Source organism: Paraburkholderia sp. FW306-02-B (genome assembly GCF_058782725.1).
The window spans coordinates 2,396,426-2,420,589 of sequence record NZ_JBYSXZ010000001.1 but is presented as its reverse complement, the minus strand read 5'-3'; the positions used below and the strand labels follow the sequence as shown (position 1 = coordinate 2,420,589).

18 protein-coding genes are annotated in these 24,164 nt (G+C 64.6%); 15 read left to right on the top strand and 3 right to left on the bottom strand.

Going from position 1 to position 24,164, the window contains the following annotated elements:
- Positions 1-57 precede the first annotated feature (57 nt).
- Positions 58-1,584, top strand: a complete 1,527-nt coding sequence (locus AC3WOG_RS10670) for a sensor domain-containing diguanylate cyclase (protein ID WP_492577953.1) — start codon at positions 58-60, stop codon at positions 1,582-1,584.
- A 247-nt stretch (positions 1,585-1,831) separates the two neighbouring features.
- Here the strand turns inward: AC3WOG_RS10670 and AC3WOG_RS10665 are convergent, their stop codons facing one another.
- The 3 genes from AC3WOG_RS10665 to AC3WOG_RS10655 are packed head-to-tail and all read right to left on the bottom strand — an operon-like array spanning position 1,832 to position 4,416.
- Positions 1,832-2,587, bottom strand: a complete 756-nt coding sequence (locus tag AC3WOG_RS10665) for a PP2C family protein-serine/threonine phosphatase (protein WP_492577952.1) — start codon at positions 2,585-2,587, stop codon at positions 1,832-1,834.
- Between the two features lie 12 nt (positions 2,588-2,599).
- Positions 2,600-3,970 (bottom strand): type VI secretion system-associated FHA domain protein TagH, encoded by a 1,371-nt coding sequence (gene tagH / locus AC3WOG_RS10660; protein WP_492577951.1) that lies wholly within the window; start codon positions 3,968-3,970, stop codon positions 2,600-2,602.
- Between the two features lie 50 nt (positions 3,971-4,020).
- Entirely contained in the window at positions 4,021-4,416 is a 396-nt protein-coding gene (locus AC3WOG_RS10655; RefSeq protein ID WP_492577950.1) for a TssQ family T6SS-associated lipoprotein, read from the bottom strand.
- Positions 4,417-4,960: 544 nt separating this feature from the next.
- Between AC3WOG_RS10655 and tssJ the strand changes: the two genes are divergently transcribed.
- From tssJ to AC3WOG_RS10585, 14 genes are all read left to right on the top strand, one after another.
- Positions 4,961-5,458 (top strand): type VI secretion system lipoprotein TssJ, encoded by a 498-nt coding sequence (gene tssJ, locus AC3WOG_RS10650; protein WP_492579771.1) that lies wholly within the window; start codon positions 4,961-4,963, stop codon positions 5,456-5,458.
- A complete protein-coding gene (gene tssK, locus AC3WOG_RS10645; RefSeq protein WP_492577949.1) occupies positions 5,455-6,825 on the top strand; it encodes a type VI secretion system baseplate subunit TssK in 1,371 nt (456 codons plus the stop codon). The genes tssJ and tssK overlap by 4 nt, the downstream gene beginning before the upstream one ends.
- 34 nt (positions 6,826-6,859) lie before the next feature.
- Positions 6,860-8,185, top strand: a complete 1,326-nt coding sequence (locus tag AC3WOG_RS10640; RefSeq protein WP_492577948.1) for a DotU family type VI secretion system protein — start codon at positions 6,860-6,862, stop codon at positions 8,183-8,185.
- Positions 8,182-11,820, top strand: coding sequence for a type VI secretion system membrane subunit TssM (gene tssM / locus AC3WOG_RS10635; protein ID WP_492577947.1), 3,639 nt, complete (start codon positions 8,182-8,184; stop codon positions 11,818-11,820). The genes AC3WOG_RS10640 and tssM overlap by 4 nt, the downstream gene beginning before the upstream one ends.
- Complete coding sequence (gene tagF / locus AC3WOG_RS10630) at positions 11,817-12,515, top strand: type VI secretion system-associated protein TagF (RefSeq protein ID WP_492577946.1); 699 nt, start codon at positions 11,817-11,819, stop codon at positions 12,513-12,515. Before tssM ends, tagF begins: the two co-directional genes overlap by 4 nt.
- Positions 12,516-12,584: 69 nt before the next feature.
- Positions 12,585-14,567, top strand: coding sequence for a serine/threonine protein kinase (locus tag AC3WOG_RS10625; protein ID WP_492579770.1), 1,983 nt, complete (start codon positions 12,585-12,587; stop codon positions 14,565-14,567).
- A gap of 40 nt (positions 14,568-14,607) precedes the next feature.
- Positions 14,608-15,678 (top strand): type VI secretion system protein TssA, encoded by a 1,071-nt coding sequence (tssA, locus tag AC3WOG_RS10620; protein ID WP_492579769.1) that lies wholly within the window; start codon positions 14,608-14,610, stop codon positions 15,676-15,678.
- 90 nt (positions 15,679-15,768) lie between these two features.
- Positions 15,769-16,329 carry a type VI secretion system contractile sheath small subunit gene (gene tssB / locus AC3WOG_RS10615; RefSeq protein ID WP_492577945.1) on the top strand — a complete coding sequence of 187 codons (561 nt, stop codon included), beginning with the start codon at positions 15,769-15,771 and terminating at the stop codon, positions 16,327-16,329.
- Positions 16,322-17,821 carry a type VI secretion system contractile sheath large subunit gene (gene tssC / locus AC3WOG_RS10610; protein ID WP_492577944.1) on the top strand — a complete coding sequence of 500 codons (1,500 nt, stop codon included), beginning with the start codon at positions 16,322-16,324 and terminating at the stop codon, positions 17,819-17,821. The genes tssB and tssC overlap by 8 nt, the downstream gene beginning before the upstream one ends.
- A gap of 31 nt (positions 17,822-17,852) precedes the next feature.
- Positions 17,853-18,344 (top strand): Hcp family type VI secretion system effector, encoded by a 492-nt coding sequence (locus AC3WOG_RS10605; protein ID WP_492577943.1) that lies wholly within the window; start codon positions 17,853-17,855, stop codon positions 18,342-18,344.
- Between the two features lie 16 nt (positions 18,345-18,360).
- Positions 18,361-18,912, top strand: coding sequence for a type VI secretion system baseplate subunit TssE (tssE, locus tag AC3WOG_RS10600; RefSeq protein ID WP_492577942.1), 552 nt, complete (start codon positions 18,361-18,363; stop codon positions 18,910-18,912).
- 3 nt (positions 18,913-18,915) lie between these two features.
- Positions 18,916-20,781 (top strand): type VI secretion system baseplate subunit TssF, encoded by a 1,866-nt coding sequence (gene tssF / locus AC3WOG_RS10595; RefSeq protein WP_492577941.1) that lies wholly within the window; start codon positions 18,916-18,918, stop codon positions 20,779-20,781.
- The gene (tssG, locus tag AC3WOG_RS10590; RefSeq protein ID WP_492577940.1) at positions 20,778-21,848 is read left to right on the top strand and encodes a type VI secretion system baseplate subunit TssG; all 1,071 of its coding nucleotides are present in this window, start codon (positions 20,778-20,780) and stop codon (positions 21,846-21,848) included. The genes tssF and tssG overlap by 4 nt, the downstream gene beginning before the upstream one ends.
- A gap of 29 nt (positions 21,849-21,877) precedes the next feature.
- Positions 21,878-24,148 carry a type VI secretion system Vgr family protein gene (locus AC3WOG_RS10585; protein ID WP_492577939.1) on the top strand — a complete coding sequence of 757 codons (2,271 nt, stop codon included), beginning with the start codon at positions 21,878-21,880 and terminating at the stop codon, positions 24,146-24,148.
- Positions 24,149-24,164: the final 16 nt, after the last annotated feature.

The following is a 24,164-nucleotide window of genomic DNA, read 5'->3' as shown; positions in this document are numbered from 1 at the left end:
GTTCTGGCGTATCGGCTTGCCTTTGAAGCGGGTTTAGTGAAGGTCATTGGGGGCAGGATGGAGACCGTGACGAAAAAGAAGAGGGCGCTTCCGTCCCTGGCTGGACGCCTGTGGCGCGGCCGCCTCGCGCCCCAGGCCATTATCTGGGGCGGGATTTTCATCGCGCTTGTCATGGTCTCCCTATGCGCGACGGTGCTGTACGAGGGGCGCCTCGACGCGATGGACCGCGCCCGCGAGACGTCACGCAACCTTGCCCTGATCGCCGAGCGCGACATCGAACGGAATTTCGAGCTGTACGCGCTATCCCTGCAGGAGGTCGTCGACGGCATGCGCGACCCCGACGTGCTGGCACTGCCGCCCAATCTGCGGCGACAGGTGCTGTTCGATCGTGCGGCGACTGCCAGATACCTTGGATCGATGCTGGTGCTGGATGCCTCGGGCAACATCGTCATTGATTCGGGGAGCGACGTTCCGCGCAAGGGCAATTTTGCCGACCGCCGATATTTCACGATCCAGCGCGACCATCCGGATGTCGGCCTCTACATCAGCGATCCCTTTCACTCGCGACTGCGTAACGGCTCGCCGAGCATCGCGCTGACCCGGCGGCTTTCGCATCCGGACGGCTCGTTTGCCGGCATCGTGCTGATCGCCGTCGATCTCGAGTATTTCCACACGTTGTTCGCCGGACTGTCCCTCGGGCCGCACGGATCCGTGGCCCTGATCGGCCGGGACGGCATCATGGTCATGCGCCAGCCGTATGACGTGCGCACCATCGGACGCGATATCAGCAAGGCCAGCACGTTCCGGCATTTCAGGTCGGCAGCAGAAGGCAGCTTCTCGGACACTGCGTCGATTGACGGTGTGCACCGGCTGTACCTCTTCAGGAATTTTCCGGATCTGCCGCTGATCATCATGGTGGCCGAGGCGGAGCAGGACATCTACGCAGCGTGGCGGCAGCGCGCGATGACGATCGGCTCGTTGATGGTGGCCTTCGGTCTGGGGTTCGTCGCGCTGTCGTTCCTGCTGGGCGCCCAGCTGCGGCGCCGGATGCGTGCCGAATCGGAGTTGCAGATGCTCGCGAGGACCGATGGCCTCACCGGTCTGAACAATCGCCGGACGCTGGGCGAGATTCTCGACCAGGAGTGGCGCCGGGCTCGCCGCACGCGCAGCATGTTTTCGCTGCTGTTCGTCGATATCGACCGGTTCAAGGCCTACAACGACACCTACGGACATCAGGCCGGCGACGACACGCTGGCCGCCGTCGCGCGGTGCATCGGCGAGAACATCCGGCGGCCCGCGGACAGTGCGGCGCGCTACGGCGGGGAGGAGTTCGTCGTGGTGCTGCCTGACACCCCACCTGCAGGCGCCGCGCGGATCGCCGAGCAGATCCGCGAGGCGATCAGCGAACTGGCGATCGAGCACGCGGGCAGCGAATACGGGCGCGTCACCGCCAGCATCGGCACGGCCAGCTGGGCGCCAGAGCAGGACGGTGATGTGACCGCGGTGATCAAGGCTGCCGACGAGGCGCTGTACACCGCCAAGGCTACTGGACGGAACAAGGTTTCGCCGTTCGTACCGGCATGAGCACCCGGTTCCGGACGCCCCGACAGGGTGTTGGCCGGTAACACCGGCACAAACGGTTCGGTGGCGATGAGAGCGTCCTGTCACCATCGCCGGGCGCAGCGGCTCATGCGGATCGCGCAGTTTTACCTGAGCCGCGACTGATCAGCAACGCCCCCTCGCGAACAAAGCCGCGCGAACTCCGATATAGACGTCCTTCGGTGCTGGCTCATCGAATCCGCGGACCCGCCGCACACTCTGCATGCTCAATCTATTCCTTGATCCGCTGTAAGGTGACGTCTTCAGGGCGGCCGGCCCACACTGCGAGCGCTGAATAGTTATCCGTTGGCGTACCGCGCGTATGCTGATGTGAAACAGCGTGCCGGAGCAGGGACAACCAGTCGTCTGCCTTGTTGACGATTCGCAGATGTTGCTCGATGCTTGTGTCGGACACTGCGTGCCACAGACCATCGGTGCACAGCAGAAAGGCATCGCCGTCGTGTAGCGGCTGAATCGGGCTGACGCAAGGTGTGATGTCGCCGCGTACGCCGAGTGCGCGATCGAGAAGATTCGGGCTGATTCCATCGAATGGCAAGCCCGCGTCGGCCATGCGTTGCAACAGACTGTGGTCGCGCGTGCGATGGGTCAGCAAGCCACGTCGGAAGTGATAGAGCCGGCTGTCGCCGAGGTGTGCCCATTGCGCGGTGCGCGCCATGCGATCGATGAACAGCGCGACGACAGTGGCCCCCATCTTCCGGTTGCGCGGATCGCGCGCCTGTTCGGCAAGAATCGCATCGTTCGCGTCCTTGATGCAAGCCTCGATTGCTGCATAAGTCATCGGGCGTGCGCTGCCGTGCGCGAGGATATGATTCACCGCGCATTGCGCGGCAACTTCGCCGCCCGCTTCTCCGGCGATGCCGTCGCTAACCACGAAGCATGCGTGTCCCTCTGCTACCACGTGACCGATGACGTCCTGGTTGCCCGAGCGGTCTCCCGTGCATGAGAAATAGGCATACGAAATTTCCATGCGCCCGCCGCTTCAGCCGCGGCAGCTATTGCGGTACTGTGTGACCTCCGCGTCGTAGGCCGCAAGAAACGCACTGCCGAACACAGCGCTGAAATCATCCTCGACGGCGAGCAGCGTGTCGCGGTGGAGCTTCATATACTCATCCCATAGTCGGGCCTTGCGTCGCATCGGCACATAACGATCCAGCCACTGCTGCATCGGAGTGCGCTGTTCCAGCCGCTCCGGAGCAAAACGCCGGAGCAGTTCGGTGAGCGCCGCGCGCATGCCGGCCACCATGCCGATCTGATGGGCGTGCAGATCGTTGAAGGCGTCGCTGACTGCACCTTGTGGCGACATGAACCCGGGAAAAGGCAGGCCGAACATTTGCCTGAGCACCGCGCCACCGTCCGGAAGCAGCTTGAGCGGATTGTTCTCACGGTCGAGCAGCATCGTCATATCGGCTTTCACTTCGCGCTTGAGAATGCTGCGCGACGAAAGCAGCTTCACGGTGCCGTTGGCGAACAGCGCAAGCAACTGCCCTGCGGTGTAGAGTTGGTCGGTTGTCCACTGGTCACTCGCGGGGTCGAGACCCGCGCCTCGCATAAATGCCATCAGCAGGGGCTGAGCCGATGCGTCAAGGTGAGTCGCGGCAGGTCCGTCGGCGCTCCTGCCGGGTTGCTCGACGGCTCGCACGGTGTCCGGCGTGTCCGGTACAAGCGGGCGGGCGCGTATCGTCTGCGTCCATTCGCCGGCATGATCCGATGCCGTGCTCCGCATGCCAGATGAGCGGTCAAGGCTGCCAGGCGCCGCCGGTTGCGCGAAGTTGCCCGGAGACGGCTCAAAGAAGTCGTCGCCTGTACTGTCGGCCGCACCAAACAATTCAAGCGGATCGGAAGGAACGTTGCGCAGTTCGTCGAATGCGACGGCGCGCTGAACCGCATCGCTGCCGCCGCGCGATGCAGAAGGGGAGGTTCGTTCGCGTGCACCGGGCCGAGCGCCTGGGTGCGTGCCGCCGCCGAAGCGCGATTCGAGCGTATGCCAGAAATCGTCGCGGCTCTGCGATACCGGCGCCTCGTCAGTACCCGCATCCACATTGTCACGCTCGGCGCGCAATAGATACGTTCCGATGCGAATCGCATCGCCGGCTTTCAGCGAGTGTTCGTCCGCGCACGACAACGGTGTGCTGTTGACCTCGACCACCAACACGCTGCTGAGATTCTTGAGCACGCAGCGATCGCCCTCGATCTGCAGCAGCGCCTGCAGCCGCGAAATCTGCCGCGTTTCGTCGGGCAACACGAGATGATTGTCTACGTTGCGGCCAATGGTGCCGCCGGGCGGCCTGAATATCGCAGAGGTTCCGCGTTGAATGGGTCGACCGGCATGTTCAATAACAGTCAATTGCATGATGGACGCTGACTCGATTGTACTGATATCCCGACACGCATCACGTTGCGCTATGACGATGCTGCCGCTGCATGTTGCCGCCGCGCTGCTTCGAATGCCGGGCCCCAGATCGGATGACCGCGTTCCGCTGCGGACAACTCGAAGCGCGGATCAATATCGAGGATCTTTCGGAACTCGGCTCGGCATGCCGATAACTTGCCGGTGACGCAATAGCTGAACGCCATGAGCTTGTGAGCCTCGATCTGCGTGGCGCTATCCGACCGGTCGATTTCACTGGCATGACTGAGTAATTGGATCGTGCGCGCGTAATCGCCGTTCGAATAAGCGCTGCGCGCATTCTGCACGGTTTCGGTGGCCGCACGCTGTTGCGGCGAAAAGCTCGAGCAACCGGCAAGGATGGAGACGGAGGACGCCAACACGATAGTGACAACGCCACTGAGCCTCATGACGTCATGCCACCCATGGAAAATAGGTTGTTATCCGAATCAGGAATTTTTTCACCATTTCGAAGTGCGACAGGTAGTTTTTTCATCAAATGAATGGAGCGTCATCTATTTGGCATAGTGCGTTGCTGATGCGTGCGGCAGGCCGCTGCTAACAATATATCTCGCAATTGTCAGATTGCAATTGTGAAAATTCGTAGTCTATGAGTGAATAAAACTTTAGCTAAATTCATGCCAGAGTAAGGAAATTAAAAAGTAATTAGAAGAACGATGCAAGTATCTATTTTTTAATAATGGTAAACCAGATATTGCTATTTAGTTCAGCTGTGAATTACGCTAAATAAGAGTATTTAGCTTTGCATACGTGACCGCAAAAAAGTCGCGCGCGGCGAAGCCATGCCCGCTATCAAGTGGACTTCTGTCGGTGGACCAGCCAGGTCAAAAACTCTTCAGGTATCGGCGCGAAAGCCTGCTGCACAGCTATGCCGTTCTGACGAACGCGAGAGAGATGATGCAAGTGTCGATTAAACAGGCGCATTGGCCGCTGATGAGAATCGCGCTGGCCGGCGTGCTGCTGAGCGGTTGCGCGGCAACAGAAAAATCGCTGCCGATACCGTACGCGATTTCCTTTGAGGTGGCACCCGACGTGAATCCGGATGGAAGCGCAAGGCCGTCGCCGATCGTTTTGCAGATATTCCGGCTCAAGTCGGCTGCGAGTTTCGACGGAGCCGATTTCTTTTCGCTTCAGAGCAAGACGCAAAGCACACTGGCCGGCGAACTGCTGGGCGTGGACCGGCTGATTCTACGTCCCGGCGAATCGCGCACGGTCCGTTATGCTGGCGATCTCGATGCCCGCAATGTCGGCGTGGTCGCGGGCTATCGCGCGCTTGAGCGCAATCGCTGGAAATTGATCGTGCCGTTACCCGCTGCCAAGGAAACGAATCTGCTGAAATTCTGGCAGACCTCCCCTGGAGAAATCCGGCTTTCGATTGCCGTGAGGAACGGCGGAATGCAAATTGTCGACCAGACGGGGGCAAACCGATGAGCACGATCGATTTGCCGCCGAGGGCAGGTGCAGCGCTGCGCCACCGCGTCGTCTGGTCCGAGGGCATGTTCCTGAGACCGCAGCATTTCCAGCAGCTCGAGCGCCATTTCGAACGCTATGTGCAACTGCGCTGCCTGCCCGTTCAGGGGCTGTTCTGGGGGTTCAGCACGCTCGACGTCGACACCGAGGCGCTTGCCCAGGGCAAGGTCGTGCTGCTCGCTGCATCGGGCGTGCTGCCGGACGGCACGCCGTTCGATTTTGCCGGCGGCAGCGACGCCCCGGCGCCGCTCGATATCCACACCGACGTGACAAACGAGACGATCGTGCTCGCGGTGCCGACGTGGCGTGGCGACAGTGCGCAGGTCTCGTTCGACGAGAACAGTGTGTCGCCGCTGTCGCGTTACGTTGCCACGGAGACCGAGGTCGCCGACGTGAATACGATCGGGCTCGGTCCGGCACTGATACAGATCGGCAAGTTGCACTTGCGGCTGATGGCGGAATCGGATCTTTCGTCCGACTGGCAGGCGATGGGAGTGATGCGCATTGTCGAGCGCCGCGCGGACCGTCGCGTGATTGCCGAGCCCGGCTACATTCCGCCGATGCTCGCGGCGCAAACGAGCCCGGTGCTGGCAAGTTACATGAGTGAATTGCACCGGCTGCTCACGCAGCGCGGCGAAACGCTGGCGAGCCGCCTGACGCAGCCGGGCCGCTCCGGGGTGGGCGAAGTGGCGGATTTTCTGCTGCTCGAGCTGATCAACCGCTACGTCGCCGTGACGTGGCATGCGCAGCAGCCGGTGGCGATTCATCCGGAGACGTTGTACCGCGACTGGCTCAAGCTCGCGTGCGATCTCAGCACGTTCACCTCGAGCACACACAGTCCGCTAGTGCTTCCCCGGTACGACCACGATGACCTGAGCACGACGTTCGGCGACCTGATGAACGAACTGCGCCGCTCGCTCGCGACCTTGCTCGAGCAGAACGCGATCCAGATCGAGTTGAAGGATGCGGGCAACGGCGTGCGCGTGGCAATCATGTCGGATACCGAATTGATGCGCGATGCCGGATTTGTGCTGGCGGTACACGCGGACGTGCCGGCAGATGTCTTGCACACGCGCTTTCCCGCTCAGGTGAAGCTCGGCCCCGTCGAGCGGATCCGCGATCTCGTGCAGCTTCAATTGCCGGGCATCGGCGTGCGCGCGTTGCCGGTCGCGCCGCGGCAGATTCCGTATCACGCGGGCTATGCGTACTTCGAGCTCGACAAGAGCGGCGATCTGTGGCGGCAACTGAACCGTTCAGGCGGGCTTGCGCTGCATCTTGCCGGCGAGTTTCCCGGATTGTCGATGGCTTTCTGGGCGATCCGCGGGTGATGCGGACAAGGCGGATGACGGACGGAAACGACTCATGAATCACTGGAATGATGCAGTTGCAGGCACGCCCGGCGGCTTCGTGCATCCGAACCCCGGCGGAGCGCCGCCAATCTCCGACGCTGCCGGTGCGGGCGCGGCTTATGGCGGGCCGCTGCCGGAGCGCGTGGCGCCGAGCGGCAGCAACCCGCTCGTCGCGGCGGCCAATCCGTTATTGAGCCTCGTGCCGCAGATTCGCTGGACCGTGCATCACCCGAATCCGCGATGGTTGCGCGAGCATCTTGCGTCGGAGGTCCGGCAGTTCGAAATGCGCGCGCAACGCGCGGGAATCGCGCTCGACGTGATCGTCGGGGCACGCTATTGCCTGTGTACCGCGCTCGACGAGGCGGCGTCGCTGACACCGTGGGGCGGCGGCGGGGCATGGTCGGCCGACAGCCTGCTGGTTGCCTTCCATAACGAGACCTGGGGTGGCGAGAAATTCTTCCAGGTGCTTGCACGTCTGTCGCAACAGCCGCAGCAACACCTCGATCTGATCGAACTGCTGTACTACTGTCTCGCGCTCGGCTTCGAGGGGCGCTACCGTGTGCTCGACAACGGCCGTGGCCAGCTCGACACGTTGATGCACCGCGTCGCGCAGCTGATTCGCCAGGCGCGCGGCGAATACGATGCGCCGCTCTCGCCGCACTGGCGCGATGAGATTCCGGCCGAACGTGCGCGTCGCCCGGCAGTGCCGGTGTGGGCGTGGGCCGCCGTCGCCGGGCTGATCGGATTCGGCGCGTTTGTCGCATTCGACCTGACGCTCGCGCGGCGATCCGATGAAGTGTTCACGGCGATCGACCGCGTACGCGTGCCTCATCTGCAGCAGCAGGCCGTGGCGGCGGCCGTTCATCCCGCCGCCGCGCCGCGTCTTGCAGGGTTTCTCGATCCCGAAGTGCGTGCGGGGCTCGTCTCGGTTCACGACGACGCTGAGCGCAGTGTCGTGACGCTGCACGGCGACGGACTGTTCGAGTCGGGTTCAGCGTCGGTGATCGACCGCTATACGCCAGTGCTGGCGCGAGTGGCCGATGCGCTCGAACGTGTGCCGGGCAATATCGTTGTCGCGGGCTACTCGGACAACGTGCCGGTGCGCAGCGCGCGTTTCGCGTCGAACTGGGATCTGTCGCAGGCGCGCGCGCAGGCGGTCGCCCAGATGCTCGCGTCGCGCATGACGCAAACAGGCCGTATCCGTGCGGAAGGGCGCGGCGAAATGGACCCGGTCGCCCCGAACGACACGCCGGCCAACCGCGCGCGCAACCGGCGCGTCGAAATAACGTTGCTGGCGTCCCCTGCGCGCACAGCGTCCTCCGCGCAGGGGACGCCATGAGCTCGTTCGCTTCATCGCTGCCGTCCCGGCCGTTCCTCGGACGATCTTTCTGGGTGTTCGTCGGGCTCGTCGCGCTTGCCGTGCTCATCTGGGTTGCCGGACCGCTGATCGCCTTCGGCACGTGGCGTCCGCTCGAATCGACCGGTGCGCGCGCGCTGCTGATCTGCGCGCTGTTCGCCGCCTGGGGCATGCGTGTCGCGTACCGCCGCTGGCGCGCGGCACATCTGAACGCCCAGTTGCTCAACCAGCTGCGCGCGAGTGGGCCGGCGCCGGCCGATCAAGACACTGATCCCGCCCATCTGACCGAACTGCACCAGCGCTTCAATGAAGCCGCAGCATTGTTGAAAAACATGCGCCTCACCGCCGGCGAGCGCGCACGAGCGGGGCTCGCCGGCTGGATCGAACGCTTTTCGCCGCGCTATCTGTATCAGTTGCCCTGGTACGTCTTTATCGGCGCGCCCGGTTCAGGCAAGACCACGGCACTGGTCAACTCGGGGTTGAGTTTTCCGCTGGCAGAGCAGTTCGGTCGTGCCGCGATTCGAGGCGTCGGCGGCACGCGGCATTGCGATTGGTGGTTCACCAACGAAGCGGTGCTGATCGACACGGCCGGACGCTACACCACGCACGAGAGCAATCGCGCGCTGGACGAGCAGGAATGGCGGGGCTTCGTCGGCCTGCTCAGGAAGTATCGGCCGCGCCAGCCGCTCAATGGCGCGCTGCTGACGATCAGCGTCGCGGACCTGCTCGGCGTCTCCGATACGCAGCGCACCGAGCACGCGATGTCGCTGCGCAAGCGGCTTCAGGAATTGCGCGAACAACTGGGCATCCAGTTTCCCGTCTACGTGCTGGTGACCAAGGCCGACCTGCTCGCCGGCTTCGCTGAGTATTTCGCCGCGCTCGGGCGCGCGCAACGGGCTCAGGTTTGGGGCTTCACGTTCCGGCTCGACGAGACCCAAAAACCGGGCTTCGATCTGCGCGCGGCGTTCGATCACGAGTACCAGCTGCTGCACCGGCGCCTGAACGACGCGCTGCCGGAGTTGCTGGCGGCTGAATCCGACGTGCGCCAGCGAGAGCTGATCTATTCGCTGCCGCAGCAGTTCGCGCTGCTGCAGGACGTACTCGGACAACTGATCGCAGAGGTGTTCTCGCAGTCGAAGTTCGACTCGCTTCCGCTGTTGCGCGGCGTCTATCTGACGAGCGGGACGCAGGAAGGCACGGTGTTCGACCGCGTGATGGGCGGCATCAAGCGCTTTCTGCAAATCGAGGGTGTGCCGCCCGCCACCCACAGCGGGGCGAACGGGCGCAGCTTTTTCCTGAAAGACCTGCTGCAGGCGCTGATCTTCAGCGAGACGTCGCTCGCCGGCATGAACCTGCGGTGGCACAGGCGGCAACGCGTGCTGACCGTCACGGGCTACGGCGCGGCGGCCGTGTTGTTGTGCGTTGCGCTTGCGCTGTGGATACGCAGTTACGCGAACAACAGCGACTATCTCCAGCAGATGAGTGAGCGCGTGAGCGTACTCGACAGGCAGTTGCAGCGCACGTCGATTACCGATGCCGCCGGCATGGGGCAGGTGCTGCCGGTGCTCGACGAACTGAGGGGATTGGCGCGAACCGATCGCGTCGATCCCGCGTCGCCGCCGCTTGCGTATCGCTGGGGGCTCTTTCAGGGCGACAAGACGCAGGCAGCGGCGAGCGGTGTCTATCACCGTGCGCTTGACGAGTTGTTGTTGCCGCTCGCGGCGCGGCGTCTCGAACAGACGCTGCGGGACGCGCGTCAGGACGATCCCGCGTTCGCCTATGCAGCGCTCAAGGCCTACCTGATGCTCTACGACAGCGCGCACTACGACCCCGCCTTCGTGCAGGCGGTGCTCGACCTCGAATTCGAGCGCACGTTGCCGCGGCCACTGGCCGCCGCGCAACGTGCGGCGTTGAGCGCACATCTGGCTAACCTGTTCGCGGACCGCGTCGTGCTGTCGCCGTTCGCGATGGATGAGCGGCTCGTCGCCGATACGCGCGACAGGTTGCAGCGGCTCACATTCGCGCAGCGGCTCTATGCGCAGCTCACGCACACGCTGCGGACCAGTACCGCGTCATATGGCTTCGATGTCGCGCACGCCGCGGGACCGTCGGCCGCGCTGGTGTTCCGGCGGACGAGCGGCCAGAGCCTGAACGACGGGCTGCCTGGGCTATACACGTATCGAGGCTACTGGGACGTCTTCGACAAGCGGCTGGACGATTCGATCGATGCGTTCGCGGCGGAAGAAAAGTGGGTGCTCAATCTGAAAGAATCCGAAGTGCCGAATCGCGCCGCGGGGGAGTCGTGGTCACGCGATATCCGCTCGCTCTACCTGAACGACTACGTGCGCGAGTGGGACGCGTATCTGGGCGACATCCGCCTGCAAACCGGCGATTCGCTGGCGCAGAGCATTCAGGCCGCGCGGGTGCTGTCGGCGTCGGATTCGCCGCTGACACGGCTCATCGATGCAGCCGCGCGCCAGACTGCGCTGACCCGCAGCGACGCGGGCACGGCCGGCGGCGGACTCGCGGACCGCGCGCAGGACAAGGTGGAGAGCGCACGCCACGCGCTGGCCGGAATCTTTGCGGACGCGCCGGCGAGCGACGGCGCGGCGGTGCCCACCGACAAGCCGGAGGCCGTGGTCGACAACCACTTTGCCGGCTTGCGACAGTTCGCGCACAGCAGCGAACGCCAGGATTCCGCGCCGATCGACGCCGCGCTGAAACTGATCGACGAGCTTTACACGTACTTGAGCGCGACCGACTCCGCGTTGCGCAGCGGTGGGATGCCGCCGCCGTCCGATGTGCCGGACAAGGTGCGCGCACAGGCTGGCCGCATGCCTGCGCCGTTCAGGCAGATGCTCGGCGACCTGGCCGATGCCGCGAACGGCAGCGTGGCGACGCTCGCGCAGCGCAATATCGCGCGCAGCGCGTCGGCCGACATCGGCGACTTTTGTCGTCAGGCGATCGCGGGGCGCTATCCGTTTTCGCACGGCTCCTCGCGCGATGTCGCGCTTGGCGACTTCGCGCAGCTATTCGCGCCGTCCGGATTGATGGACGATTTCTTTCGCAAGAACCTGCAGGGTCACGTCGACACGGCCACTCGCCCCTGGCGTTTCAATACGGCGCCGGGCAATGGCAATGCAGAGGGAAATGCGGCGCCGTTCCTCGCGTCGTTCGAGAAGGCAGCCGTGATCCGCGATGTGTTCTTTGCCGGCGGCGGTCACGATCCCGGCGTGAAGGTTCAGATCAAGCCACTGGACATGGACCCGGCGATATCCGAGTGGGCGCTCGATGTGGGCGGCCAGAGCGTGCGCTACGCGCACGGCCCGCAAGCGCCGGTCACCGTGCAATGGCCGGCGTCGGGAGGCAGCAACCAGGTTCGATTGCAGGTCGTCGAGCAGTCGGGGGCGACCGATGGATGGGTGGCGGACGGGCCTTGGGCACTGTATCGCCTGTTCGATCACGCGCGGCTCGAGCAGGGGCACGCACCTGAGGAACTGATCGCCAGTTTTGCGGTGGACGGCAAGCAGTTCAAGCTCGAGCTCACCGCGGATTCGGTGCACAACCCGTTCCGTTTGGGGCAAATGGAGTCGTTCACGTGTCCGGGCAAGTCATGAGGATCGCAGAGGCGAATGGCCACGTGTTGTGGCCCGGCTGGTACGGCAAAGTCCCCGGCGCGGGCGACTTCGTCAACCGTGGGCTGTCCGCGGGGCTCGCCGCATGGTGGGATCGCTGGATTCAGCAGGGGATGGCCGCGCTCCGCCAGCGCGCGCCGGACGGACTGAGCCGCTATTTCGCGATTGCGCCAGTGTGGAATTTCGTGATCCCGGCAGGCGCCGGCGCCGACTGTGTTCAGCTCGGCAGCCTCGCACCGAGTTGTGACCGCGTCGGCCGCTATTACCCCGTCATCGCGACGCTTGCACTGGACGCGGCCGGCTATTCGAGCCACACGACCGCGTCGGCCGGCGGGTTTTTCCGGCAGGTCGGGGCGGCGCTGCTCGATGCCGTCCGCGATGCACAGGTGCCCGAGCAACTCGATCTGGCGTTGAGCCGCGTACGGCTTCCGCGCGGCGACACAGGGGCCTTCGCAGAACAGGATGGCGTGGTGCAGACCCGTGGCGTGGCGCGCGCGACCGAACACGCGGCGGGCTGGCCCAATCTGGCCGAGTACTTCGACCCGCATGGGATGACGAGCTTCTGGTGGACTTATCAGGCAGACGACGTGTTGCCGAAAACGCACGCGCATACCGGCAGGTTCGATGCGCCGCTGTTTCAGACGCTTTTCGGCGTACCACCGCGCGATACGTATTGACGCGGCGGCGACGCGTAGCGGCATTCCCGCGCGTTTGCCCCAGGCAGTATTGACGAGAGGTCGTGGATGATGGACCCGTTGTTTAAAGAACGCATGACGGCTGCTTCCGATGAGGAGCAGGCGGGCGGATCGCGGCCGCTGCCGATCGGGCACCGGCTTGGCGAATTCGAACTGGACTCGGTGCTGGGGATCGGCGGTTTCGGCATTGTCTATCGGGCGTTCGATCGCACGTTGCAGCGTACGGTCGCCGTCAAGGAATACATGCCCTCGCTGCTCGCGCGGCGCGGCGGCGATTTCACCGTATGCCTGCGCGCGGACCGCTTCGCCCAGGCATTCGACTCGGGGCGCGCCGCATTCCTGAACGAGGCGAGGCTGCTCGCGCAATTCGATCATCCCGATCTCGTGAAGGTGCTGCAGTTCTGGCAAAACCATGGCACCGCGTACATGGTGATGCCGTTTTACGAGGGGCAGACGTTGAAGCAGCGCGCGGCGACGCACGCGCCGATGGGCGAAGCGGAGCTGATGAGCCTGCTTGCCGCATTGCTCGGCGCGCTTGGCACACTGCATCGCGCGCAATGCTTTCACCGCGACATTTCGCTCGACAATGTGCTGATCAGGTCCGACGGCAAACCCGTACTGCTGGACTTCGGCGCGGCGCGCAAAACGATCGGCGACGCAGTCGACGAAACCTCGGTGATGCTCAAGCCCGGCTATGCGCCGATCGAGCAGTACACGGACGACCCCGCATTCGTGCAAGGGCCGTGGACCGATATCTATTCGCTCGGCGCGCTGGTCCACGCGATGATCGTCGGCGAGCCGCCAACCGCGGCCGTCGTGCGCAGCATTCAGGATACCTGGCAGCCGCTGGCGTCGCGCAAATTTCCCGGTCGCGAACGATACAGCCGAACGTTTCTGGAGGCGATCGACCATGCATTGCAGTTGCGCATCGCCGACCGTCCGGACTCCGCGACGGCGTTCGCACAGTTGCTGGGACTGCGCGAAGCGGGTGCGGGGATCTATATCGTGGGCGATCGCTCGCAAGGACCGAGTGCGGCCGCAGTAATGCCGGAAGGCACGCAGCGGGACACGGCAGCCGGCGCCGCGACAGCGGCGGTGCAACCGGATGAAGCGCACCCCGGCGTCGATGATTTGCCGGGCGTCCCGCGGCCGCCTTCCGCAGGCGAATCGTCACGCCCGTCAAACGCGTCTCATGCGGGCGACAAAGGTCAAAGCGGAGCGGTGATTCGCGGCGCGACAGGGCTGCTCAACGATGCGTCGGACAGCGATGCCGAAGCGAGCCTCATCACCGAAACACCAGAGGTTCCGCCGGGCCGGCCGGCTGTCGATGGTCAGCAGGATGATCGTCGACGCGGCGTTCAAGGCACTCCCGCGGGCAACGGGCCGCTCGCGGGCGGGCGCCGTCCCTACGTGATCGCGGGTGCGCTAGTCCTGGTCGTCGCGGCATGCGCCGGCACGTTCAAATTGCTGCAGTTCGCCATACGAGCCCCGGAACAACACTCTGCCGCAACAACGACGCCCGAGTTTCACGCGCCTGTCGTGGTCGTTCCGCGCGAGCCGGCGCCGCCCCCCGCGCAGGCCGCGCCGGTCGAGCCGCCGCGGGCGGCGCAAGCGTCCGGCGCGAGTGGGTCCGCGCCTCGCGAGCGGGTTGAACCGGCGAATGCGGCTGCCGCTCCCGCCACGGCTGCGTCGACACCGGACTCGATCGCTGCGGTCACGCAGACGGCATCCGCTTCGATCACGGCCGACGCGCCGGCGGCATCCGCAGCCGCAGGCGCGTCGGGGCAGGGTACGGCCGCCGGCGACGATCGCAAGATGGCAAAGCCCGTGTCGGTCCGGTTCCAGGTCTATCCGTGGGGTGAAGTCTATGTCGGAGGTGTCAAGCGCGGCGTCAGCCCGCCGCTGAAGACGCTCGCGCTCGCGCCCGGTACGTACGACATCGAAATTCGCAATGGCCAGTTGCCGCCGATGCGGCGCACGGTCCGGCTCGATGCCGGCGGCGGACCGGTCAGCATCAGTTACACGTTCGAATGATCTGCGATACCACTTTTCGCATGGGCGCATGCGCCTTGCACTGGAAACCACCGACATGATTGAACGCTTCCTTGCCCCCGTCGATACGAACTCGCGATGCGGGCCCGATCTCGAGTACGACGCCGACTTTCTGCGGCTGCAACAGTGCGCGGCGGGCCGGCCCGAGCAGCAGTACGGCGCGACGGTCATCGCGGCCGAGACACCGGACTGGGCCGAAGTCGAACGCCTCGCGCAGTCGCTGCTCGCGCGCACGAGGGATCTACGCATTGTGCCGCCGCTGGTGCGCGGGTGGATCGACTCTCGCGGTCTCGAAGGTTATGCGCAAGGGCTGACGCTCGTCCGGACATGGCTCGACGATTACTGGGACGATCTGCATCCGGCGCTGTCCGTCGACGGCGAGGCCGACCCGGCGCCGCGGATGAACGCGCTCGCCGAACTCGTCGGTGCACATGCTTGCGCTGGGTCCGCGCGCGAGCAGTCGCTCGCCGGCGCGCTCAGTGTGCGCGAGGTTGCCGACCTGCTCGACGGCCGCGCGCCCGACGCGGCCCACTATCCAGGCGGTGCCGAGCGCCTGAAGCGCGAACTGGAACGATTGCGGGACGAAGGCGGGCGCGAGTGGCTTGTCGCGCATGCGGTGCTCGACGGTCTCGATGCGATTCGCGCCATCGTGACGGTCCGGCTGGGCGCGCAATGGATGCCCGAGCCGAGCCGTTGCGAACTGGCGCTGCGGCGCATCTGCCACGAAGTGGGCGAGCCGCCGGGGGCCGATGCGCACGACGCTGCTGTTGCACAACGTGACGCGTCCGCCCCCGGCAACGCCGACGTCGATGCCGGCCAGGGTTACAGCACCGATCGCAGCAATGGCGCATCCGCCGTGCCGCCGCCACACACATGGCGCGACGCCGAGTTCACGAACCTGGCCGACGTCGCGCTCGTGCTCGACAAGATGTGCCGCTATTTCGAGGACCACGAACGGAGCCACCCGGCGCCGCTGCTGCTGCGCCGCGCGCAGCGTCTACTGACGCTCGATTTCTACGAGATCGTCAAAGACATTGCGCCGGAAAGTCTGCGACAGGTCGAGCTGTTGAGCGGGCGGCGCACGGATGCGTAGAGCGGGGCGTGCGATACCGGCGAATGGTCGCATGCCCCTTACCGTTGAACCAGGAACAGCGCACATAGGGTGCGCGGGGAGCATGAGCGAATGTCACGTCAGAAACCTTCATCCAGCGGACAGAAACAGATTGCGCGCAATCGCGCGCCTCGGGTCCAGATCGAATACGACGTCGAACTCTACGGTGCGCAGCAGAAGGTGCAACTGCCGTTCGTGATGGGCGTGCTGGCCGATCTGGTCGGACATCGGGCCACGCCGCGGCCCGATCTCGCTGAGCGCAAGTTCGTGGAGATCGACATCGACAGCTTCGACGAGCGCATGAAAGCGCTTGCACCGGCGCTGTCGCTCGAGGTGGACAACACGTTGACCGGCGACGGCAAGCTGAAGGTCGATGTCGCGTTTCAAAGCATGGACGACTTCGCGCCAGCGGCGCTCGCGCGTCACGTCGAACCTCTGCGGCGGCTGCTCGAGGCACGCACCGAACTCGCCAACCTGCTGTCGTATATCGACGGCAAGCGCGGCGCGGAGCAGCTGATCGCGCGGGCGCTCGCGAATCCTGCCTTGCTTGCGGCGCTTGCCGGAACGGGGGCGAGCGGCGCGACGCCGCAGGCCGGCGATGCTCCGCGTCTCGAAGGAGAAGATCATGAATAGGACTCCACAGACACTGACGCAGGTGGTCGAAGCGACGCTGACGGACGAGCGGTTTGCCGCGCTGCTCGACGCGGAAGTCAAACCGAAGACCGAGCAGGCGCGCGACGCGGTGCAACGCGCGGTGCGCACGCTCGCACATCAGGCCCTCGAGAACACAGTCACGCTATCGTCCGATGCCTACGACGCGATCGCGCAGTTGATCGGCGAAATCGACGGGAAGCTGGGTGAGCAGATCAATCAGATCCTGCACCACCCGGAATTTCAGCAGCTCGAGGGCGCATGGCGTGGCCTGCATTTTCTTGTGAATCACACCGAGAGCGACGAGTTGCTGAAAATCCGCGTGTTGCCGGCAAGCAAACGGGAACTCGCACGCATGCTCAAGCGCCACAAGGGCATCGCGTGGGACCAGAGTCCGCTGTTCAAGAAGGTCTATGAAGACGAGTACGGACAGTTGGGCGGCGAGCCGTTCGGCTGCCTGATTGGCGACTACCATTTCGACCATTCCCCACCGGATGTCGAGATGCTCGGCGAGCTCGCGAAAATCTCCGCGGCGGCGCATGCGCCTTTCATCGGTGGGGTGTCTCCCGCGCTGATGCAGATGGAGTCGTGGCAGCAACTATCAAATCCGCGCGACCTGACGAAGATCTTCCAGAACACCGAGTACGCCGCGTGGCGCAGCTTGCGCGAATCGGACGATGCGCGCTATCTCGGCCTCGCGATGCCGCGTTTTCTTGCCCGCCTGCCCTATGGCGGGCGTACCGACCCCGTCGACGAATTCGACTTCGAGGAGCAAACCGACGGCGCGCGCCATGATCACTATACGTGGGCCAATGCCGCCTACGCGATGGCCGCGAATATCAACCGTTCGTTCAAACTGTACGGCTGGTGTTCGTCGATTCGCGGGGTCGAGTCGGGTGGCATCGTCGAGAATCTGCCATGCCACACGTTTCCGACCGACGACGGCGGCGTCGACATGAAATGTCCGACCGAGATCGCGATCAGCGACCGGCGCGAAGCGGAACTCGCGAAAAACGGACTGATGCCGCTCGTGCATCGCAAGAACTCCGATGTTGCCGCATTCATCGGCGCGCAGTCGCTCCTGAACAGCGCCGAGTATCACGATCCCGACGCGTCGGCCAACGCGCGCCTGTCCGGCCGGCTGCCGTACCTGTTCGCGTGCTGCCGCTTCGCGCATTACCTGAAATGCATCGTGCGCGACAAGATCGGCTCTTTTCATGAGCGCAGCGACATGGAGCGATGGATGAACGACTGGATCATGAACTACGTCGACGGTGACCCGGTGAATTCATCGCAGCAGACCAAGGCGAGCAAGCCGCTCGCGGCCGCCCAGGTCGTCGTCGAGGACGTCGAGGACAACCCTGGCTACTACGCGGCGAAGTTCTTCCTGCGTCCGCACTATCAGCTCGAAGGGCTGACGGTGTCGTTACGGCTCGTTGCAAAGCTGCCGTCGGTCAAGACGGTGGATCGCTGATGCGCGGCGCTTATTTCAATCGGAGGGTGTGATGGCGGTGGCAATGTTCATGAAGGTAGACGGCACGACAGGCGAGTCGGCCGACGAGCAACATCAGGGATGGACCGATATCCAGTCGTTCTCGTGGGGCGCGAGCCAGCCCGCGGCGATGGCAGTGGGCGGTGGTGGCGGCACCGGCAAGGCCAGCTTCAATGATCTGACCGTGGTCGCCTACATGGACAAGGCGGCGCCGGCGATCGTCAAATGCTGCGCGAGCGGCAAGCATCTCGACAAGGTCGAGATTTCGTCGTGCAAGACCGGCGGTTCGCAGATCGAGTTCTCACGCGTCACGCTCGAAGAGGTGCTCGTCACGTCCGCGCTGGTTGCCGGCACCGATCCAGCCGACGCGGCCGACCGGCTGCTGATGAACTATGCGTTTCAGGCCGCGCGCGTCAAGAAGCAGTACTGGGAACAGAATGCGAACGGCGGCAAGGGGGCCGAGGTGACGATGGGGTGGGACATCAAGAAGAACAAGGAAATGTAGCTGGGAGGCGGCGACGATGCTCGAAACCGATGCTCAACCGATGGACCGTCCGCCCGGCTCACGGCGGCGCGGCGCGCGTGACCGGCTGCAGCCCGCGCTGCTCGACCGGCTCACCGACGCGGCGCCCCGCGAACGCAAGGAAGCTTTGCCGGCGCACTGGATCGATGAGCGCAAGTTGCGCGCCGCGGTGCTGCGCGACCTGTCCTGGCTGTTCAATACAGCGAACATGCAGGACGGGATCGATCCGGCGGCACATCCGGAAGTGGTGCGTTCGGTTGTCAATTACGGCGTTCCTCCGCTTGCCGGCATGCAGATGTCCAGCATCGACCACGCAGCGCTCGAGCGCTGGATTCGCGATGCGCTTGTGCATTTCGAGCCGAGATTCTGCGCCGACAGCGTCGACGTGCGTTGCGTGACGGATCCGCGCGGGGCGAACCATCAGAACAGGCTGACGCTGGAGATTCACGCAAGGCTGTGGTCGGTGCCGTACCCGCTCGAGATTCTGCTGCTGTCCGATCTCGATCTTGAATCGGGCGTCGTGTCGGTCAGGGAATGCACGGGGGTGTAGCGCATGGACGAGCGATTTCTTGACTACTACAACCGGGAACTGACCTATCTGCGGCAGCTCGGCGCCGAATTTGCGCAGCAGTTTCCGAAGATCGCCGGCCGCCTCGGGATGCATGGTATCGACGTTGCCGATCCCTATGTCGAACGGCTGCTCGAAGGATTCTGCTTTCTGACTGCGCGCGTGCAGATGAAGATGGATGCGGAGTTTCCGCGCTTTTCGCAGCGCCTGCTCGATGTCGTCTATCCGAACGCGCTCGCGCCGATGCCGGCGATGGCGATCGTGCAGATGACACCGGATCAGAACGAAGGCAGTCTCGTGCGAGGCTTCGCGGTGCCGGCCGGCACCGCGCTGCAGGCGAAGGTCGCGAGCGGCGAGGTGACGCCGTGCGAATTCCGCACCGCGCATGATCTCGTGTTGTGGCCGCTCGCGATTTCCCAGGTGCAGATGACCGGAGTTCCGATTGATCTGCCGCCTGGCGCGCTCAGACGGCGCGCGCGCGCCGCGCTGCGCATCCGGATCGAGGTGATGGCCGGTGCGCTGGCGGACCAGCTGCCGCTGGATCAGTTGACTTTCTATCTGTCGGGCCCGGAGTCTCAGGCGGCGCGGCTTGTCGAGCTGCTGACCGCTCACGTGGCCGGCGCCATCGTGCATGCGCCGGGCGATGCCGCACGCAACGCCGTCGCCCTCGACGCAGATGCGATCGCGCACGAGGGATTCCATCCGTCGCAAGCGATGCTGCCGAACGACGGCCGGATGTTCGAAGGTTACCGGCTCCTCCAGGAATACTTCGCGTTCCCCGCACGCTATCTGTTTTTCAGCGTAAGTGGCCTGCGGCGCGCACTCGCACAATGCGGCGGCAGTGCATTCGAGTTGACGCTGCTGCTCGACCGGGATGACGCGGCGCTCGCATCCGAGGTCGATACGCGGCATCTGGCGTTGAACTGCACACCGGCGGTCAATCTGTTTGCGAAGCGCACCGACCGCATTCCGGTTACGCCGCGCACCCACGAATATCATCTGGTCGTCGACCGCGTGCGGCCGCTCGATCACGAGGTGTACGCGGTGACGCGCGTCACGGGGCATCGCATCGGCGACGCAGGCGATTGCGACTTCCGTCCGTTCTACGCATCGTACGGCGGCGACAGTGGCGAGTCGGGTGCGTACTACTCGATCCGGCGCGAGGGGCGTGTTGCATCCGCGCAGATGCGAGCCAACGGCGCGCGCACCAGCTACCCCGGAACGGAGGTGTTCGTCTCGCTCGTCGACCGGCAGCAGGCGCCGTTCGACGAACGTGTGCGGCACCTTTCCGCCGACACCCTTTGTACGAACCGGGATCTGCCACTCCTGCTGCCACTCGGCTCGGCGAGCGATTTCACGCCGAAGATATCCGCGCCGCTCAAACACATCAAGATATTGCGCGGACCATCGCGCCCGCGGCCACCGCTCGCGCAGGACGCGGCGGCGTGGCGGCTCATCAGCGGCCTCGGATTGAACTATCAGCCGTTGACCGATATCGACGATGACGCTGGCGCGCGCGCGCTGCGCGAACTGCTGGGGCTGTATGCGCAACAGGCAGACGCGGCGACGCGCAAGCAGACCGGGGCACTGCAACGGCTCGCTTGCGAACCGGTTTATCGCCGGCTGCCGGAGTGCGGTCCCATCGTGTTTGGCCGCGGTGTGCGCGTGACGCTGACCGTCGACGAGCAGGCGTTCGCCGGCGATAGCCCCTATCTGCTCGGCGCGGTGCTCGAACAGTTTTTTGCCCGGCATGCGTCGATCAACGCGTTCACCGAGTTCGCGTTGCATTCGGTTCAGCGTGGCGAACTCGCGCAATGGCCCGCACGTGTCGGGCGGAGGCCGGCAATATGACGCACCGCGATCCGCTGGCGAGCGCCGCGGCGCGATACGACGCGTATTGGGCGCGCTTGCGCGCCGCGCCCGAGGAGCACGATCTGTTCAATGCACTGCGCTGGCTCGACGCATTGTCCCGACACGCGGCGCCGCTCGGACGGGCCACGCACCCGCGCGACGAGCCGTTGCGGCTTGGCCAGGAGCCGTCGCTTGCGTTCGCTGCGTCGATGATCGCTGCCGTGCGCGACGCGGACGCCGTGCCGCGCGTGACGATTCACGGCTTCGGACTGTTCGGGCCGAACGGGCCCCTGCCGCATCATCTGACCGAATACGCCCACGAACGGGCGAATGCGTTCGACGATCGCACGATGTCCGGTTTTGCCGACTGGTTCCATCACCGGCTGATCCTGCTGTTCTATCGCGCGTGGGCCGATGCGCAGCCGGTGGCTGGGCATGACCGGCCGGGGCGGTCGCGCTTCGACCGGTATGTCGCGAGTCTGATCGGACGCGCGGTCGACCCCGTCGAGACCCGCGGCCCCGCGCACGCGCAGTATTTCCATGCAGGCCACTGGGTGCGGCAGACGCGCAATCCGGAAGGTCTCGTCCAGATTCTGCGGCGCGAGTTTGACGTGCCGGTGCGCATTGTCGAACACGTCGTGCGTTGGACGCTGATCGGCGCACCGCTGCGCACGACGCTATACGCGACGGCGCCCACGCAACGCCTCGGCGATGGCGCCGTGCTCGGCCGCGCGGTACGCGACGCGCAGTCGCGCTTTCGCATCGTGCTCGGACCTATGCCGCTCCATATGTATCGCACGTTCCTTCCCGCCGGCACGAATGCGGCGCGCGCGGCGCACTGGGTTCGCGAATACATTGGTGCCGAGTTCGCCTGGGAGCTGCAACTGGAGCTTGCGCCCGATCACGTGCCCGCGCTGACGCTGGGCCGCGAGGAAGGGCTCGGCCGTAGCACATGGCTCGGCACGCGGTGCAGCGGCGCGCCGGCAGGCGATGTCGTCATCGATCACACCGCAATCCGGCCGGCGCCGCGCGATACGAAGGATTGCGCTGCCGACGCGCAGCCTTGATTGAACCAGCTGAACCAGGAGGGGCATCGGTGTCACGCATCTTTACGTTGGACAGTCCGCTGGGAGACCAATTGAAGTTCCGCAGCTTGTGCGGCGACGAGGAGCTCGGCCGGATGTTCGAGTTTCGCATCGACGCGCTCGCCGACAGTCATAGTCTGTCGCTGCAAGCGCTACTGGGCCAGTCGGTCACCGTGCATATCGAGGAGCAGGGCGGCGCGACGCGCTACCTGAACGGTGTGATCGCGCGGGCGTCGCTTGCCGGACGCGATGCCGCACGCCACTACCGTTACGAACTCGTCGTGCGGCCGTGGTTGTGGCTCGCGACGCGCCGCGCGGATTGCCGGATCTACCAGATGCGCAGTGTGCCGGAGATCGTTCAGGAGACGCTCGCGCCATATGGCTTCCAGATCGAGAACAGGCTGACCGACAGCTATGCGCCGCGCGAGTATTGCGTCCAGTACAACGAGACCGACGCGGATTTCGTGTCGCGACTGATCGAGCATGAGGGCATCTACTATTACTTCGAGCACGCATCCGGCAAGCACACGCTGGTGCTGTGCGACGCGATGTCGTCGCACCATCCGTTGCCGGGATACGCAAGCATCCCGTACCTCGGTCACGACCGGGCGACGATCGCTGACGAAGAGCATATTGGTACCTGGGTGCCTGCGAAAGAAATCAACGCGGGGCGGCACGAGGCCGACGACTACGATTTCACGAAACCGCGAGCCGATTTGTCGGTGCGCCGGGCCGATCCTCGCGGGCACAGCCATGACAGTCTGCCGGTCTATGAATGGCCGGGCGGATATCGCGACGACGCGCACGGCGAGCGATACAACCGCGTGAGGCTCGAGGAACTGCAGTCCGAGCATGAGCGCGCGGCCGGACACACGAATGTCCGCGGCGTCGCGCCAGGGTATCTGTTCACGCTGAAGAACTGTCCGCGCGACGATCAGAACCGCGAGTATCTGGTGGTTCGATGCAGCTACCGCTTCCAGGAAAACGTGTACGCGAGCGGTAGTGACGACGAGGTGATGCACGACACGCAGCTCGTCGCGCAGCCGACCAGCCTGCCGTACCGTTCGCGGCGCGTGACGCCCCGACCCCGCACCAGCGGCCCGCAGACCGCGGTCGTGGTCGGCCCGCCGGGAGAAGAGGTCTGGACCGACCAGTATGGGCGCGTGAAGCTGCAGTTCCAGTGGGACCGGTACGGGCAGCGCGACCAGAACTCATCGTGCTGGATCCGGGTGTCGAACCCATGGGCGGGCAGCGGGTTCGGGGGCGTCCAGATTCCGCGCGTGGGAGACGAGGTCATCGTGGATTTCCTGAACGGCGATCCCGACTATCCGATCGTGACCGGGCGCGTGTATAACGGCGAGCGGACGCCGCCGTGGGGGCTGCCGGCGAGCGCGACGCAAAGCGGGATCCTGTCGCGCTCTACACCGGGTGGCACCACCGAACACGCGAATGCGATGCGCTTCGAGGACCGCAAGGGCGCGGAGCAGCTGTGGATGCATGCGGAACGCAACTTCGATGCGGAGACCGAACAGGATCACTCGCTGTCGGTCGGGCACGACCATTCGCATACGGTCGGTAACGACGAGACGTTGAGCGTGAAAAACAATCGTCAGCGCAGCGTCGGGCAGAACGAGACGGTGAACGTCGGGCAGCATCGCGTCGCGCAGATCGGGCGGAATGAGACGCATGGCGTCGGGGGGAATCGCAGCGTGTCCGTCGAAGGCGACAGCACGCATACCGTTGCGAAAGGCAATCACAGCCTGGCGGTGGTGAGCGGCACACATGACGTTTTCGTCCAGGGAGACAGCACGCATGTCGTCGGCGCGGGCTCGTATGCCGCGCAAGTCAAGAAAGGAAATTATGCGGTCGAAGTTGCGAAGGTCGCGTCGATGGTCGCATGCGATTGTGTCGTGATGGGCGTCGAAAAGAGCGTTGTATTGATCAACAAGGAAAAAGTCGGCGTATCCATTGACGGGACGGGTAGCGATCTCGGTGTCGGTATCGTAGGTCGCGTCGGCGGCGTGAGTATCGCCGGAGATGGCAAGGGCGTGGACATCTCCGGCCTTAATCAAGGAGTCAAGATCTACGGCGAGGACGATCTCAATCTTGCAGGCAAGGCGACGGCGAATCTGCAGGCGCCGAAGATCAACATCGATAACGGAAAGGACGGTTGCGAAGTCAACGTTACGGCGACGAAGATCGTCCTCTCGACGAAAGGCGGTTCTGTCACGCTCGACGGTTCGGGCGTGACGATCCAGGGGACGATCGCCCATATCAACTGATTTCGAAGGAGCGGCC